We start from the raw sequence: 2,214 nt of genomic DNA, 5'->3' as shown, positions 1-2,214 counted from the left end.
GCCACCCTCGCCCGCCACCGCCACCCAGCCCGCCGCCACCGGATTCATGCCCACCACGCGGGGGTGGTGGGCCGCCAGCGCGCGCAGCATGGCGGCCGAGGCCCAGGTTTTGCCCACACCGGTGTCGGTGCCGACCACAAAACAGGCTTTCATCAGCGGCCCTCTTCGGCCAGTGTCGCCAGCAAGGCGCTGTGCGCTTGCTGTGCCAGCCATTGCTCGGCCTCTTCGCCCAGCAGATACGGTGGCATGGTGTACAAGGTACGGCCTATGGGCCGCAGCAACAAGCCGCGCGCCATGGCGTGGTGGTGGTAGCGGTTGGAAAAGTCGGGCAGCGTGGTTTCTATGTCCCAGGCCCAGATCATGCCCAGGCGCCGCGCGTGCCGCACCCGTGGGTGCTGCGTCAACGGCGCAAAGGCGGCGTCCAGCCGGTCGGCCAGACGGGCGTTGTCGGCCAGCACGTCGGTCTGCTCGAACAATTCCAACGTGGCCACGGCGGCACGGCAGGCCAACGGGTTGCCGGTGTAGGAGTGCGAATGCAGAAAGCCACGCTCCACCGCATCGTCGTAAAACGCGGCGTAGACCGCGTCGGTGGTGAGCACGGCGGACAGTGGCAAGGTGCCACCGGTCAGCCCTTTGGACAAGCAAATGAAATCGGGCCGGATGCCGGCTTGCTGGTGGGCGAACAGCGTGCCGGTGCGGCCAAAGCCGGTGGCGATTTCGTCCACCACCAGGTGCACGTCATAGCGGTCGCACAGCGCACGGGCGCGGCGCAGGTATTCGGCGTCGTGCATGGCCATGCCAGTGGCGCACTGCACCAGGGGTTCCAGGATCAGGGCGGCGGTTTGCGCATGGTGTTCGGCCAGCCAGTGCTCCAGCGCCTGCGCGCAACGCAGGGCCAGCTCGCGCGCGCTCTCACCGGGCAACGCGGCGCGGGCGTCTGGGCTGGGCACGGTGGCGGCCAGCCGGGTCAGCGGCGCGTAGGCGGCGCGGAAGATCGCGATATCGGTCACCGCCAACGCGCCCACGGTTTCGCCGTGGTAGCCCCCGGCCAGGCCAACGAAGCGGTTTTTCTCGGGCCGACCGGTGTTGCGCCAGTAGTGGGCGCTCATCTTGAGCGCGATTTCGGTGGCGGCCGCGCCGTCGCTGCCGTAGAAGGCGTGGCCCAGCCCGGTGAGCCGGGCCAGGCGCTCGGAGAGCTCCACCACCGGCGCGTGCGTGAACCCAGCCAGCATCACGTGGTCCAGCCGGGCCAGCTGGTCCACCAGCGCGGCCTGGATGTGCGGGTGGCTGTGGCCAAACAGGTTCACCCACCAGGAACTGATGCCGTCCAGATAACGCTGACCGTCTTCACCGTACAACCAGGGCCCTTGCGCGCGCGCGATCGCCACCGGTGGCACCGCCTCGTGGCGCTTCATTTGCGTGCACGGATGCCAGACGTGCGCCAGGCTGCGCTCGACCAGTCCGCTCGGCATGGTAGCGCTCAAACGCCTTGCACCGGCACGGCGTGGCGCAATTCGGTCTGCTTGTTGTGCGCGTCGACGAACACCAGCTGCGGCTGGTGCGCGGCCACCTGGTCGTCGTGCACCTGGGCAAAGGCCGCGATGATGATGAGGTCGCCCGCCGAGGCGCGGCGCGCCGCCGAACCGTTGACGGAAATCATGCCGCTGCCGCGTTGGCCCTGGATGGCATAGGTGACGAAGCGCTCGCCGTTGTTGATGTTCCAGATGTGGATTTGTTCGTTTTCCGCGATGTTCGCGGCGTCCAGCAAGTCTTGGTCGATGGCGCAGGAGCCTTCGTAATGCAGCTCACACTGGGTCACGGCAACGCGGTGGATTTTGGATTTCAGCAAGGTACGGAACACGGAACACTCCACAAGGCTTGGGCGTTATTGCAATTTTGAATTATAAATTACGGAAGGGTGAAAACCCTATCCTGGCGGCATTGTCGGGCATGCGACACCCGGTCGCTGGCGATGCCGCGCCCAGCGATCCCGTGTCGCCCATGGTCTTGCTCCGGTCCAGCGCCCGTCTTAGGGCCTGTTCACACTATATTTCCAAGTGCGAAAGGGGTGAAAACAGCGCCAATCTAGGCGCGCGACGACGGCCAGACGGGCTGTCTGGCCTAGGAGCCTGCGCGGCAGAAGAAGCGTCGGCTGCAAATCGCCCGCAGCGGTCCATTTTTTACCGTCTTTTTGCCCCATAGCCGGGCTATGGG

At 66.3% G+C, this 2,214-nt stretch carries 3 protein-coding genes; all 3 read right to left on the bottom strand.

Annotated elements, in window-relative coordinates:
* A partial coding sequence (locus ABYB95_RS22080; RefSeq protein ID WP_372662039.1) for an AAA family ATPase occupies positions 1 to 153 on the bottom strand: 153 nt, incomplete at its 3' end.
* Positions 153 to 1,472: an adenosylmethionine--8-amino-7-oxononanoate transaminase gene (bioA, locus tag ABYB95_RS22075; RefSeq protein ID WP_372662036.1), complete on the bottom strand. Its 1,320-nt coding sequence runs from the start codon at positions 1,470 to 1,472 to the stop codon at positions 153 to 155. The genes bioA and ABYB95_RS22080, both read right to left, overlap by 1 nt.
* Before the next feature lie 8 nt (positions 1,473 to 1,480).
* A complete protein-coding gene (panD, locus tag ABYB95_RS22070; protein WP_372662033.1) occupies positions 1,481 to 1,861 on the bottom strand; it encodes an aspartate 1-decarboxylase in 381 nt (126 codons plus the stop codon).
* Between the last annotated feature and the right edge of the window lie 353 nt (positions 1,862 to 2,214).

The organism is Hydrogenophaga sp., from assembly GCF_041633695.1.
Taxonomy (GTDB): domain Bacteria; phylum Pseudomonadota; class Gammaproteobacteria; order Burkholderiales; family Burkholderiaceae_C; genus Hydrogenophaga.
Note: the sequence above shows the minus strand (reverse complement) of the source record. Positions and strands in the feature narration are given on the sequence as shown.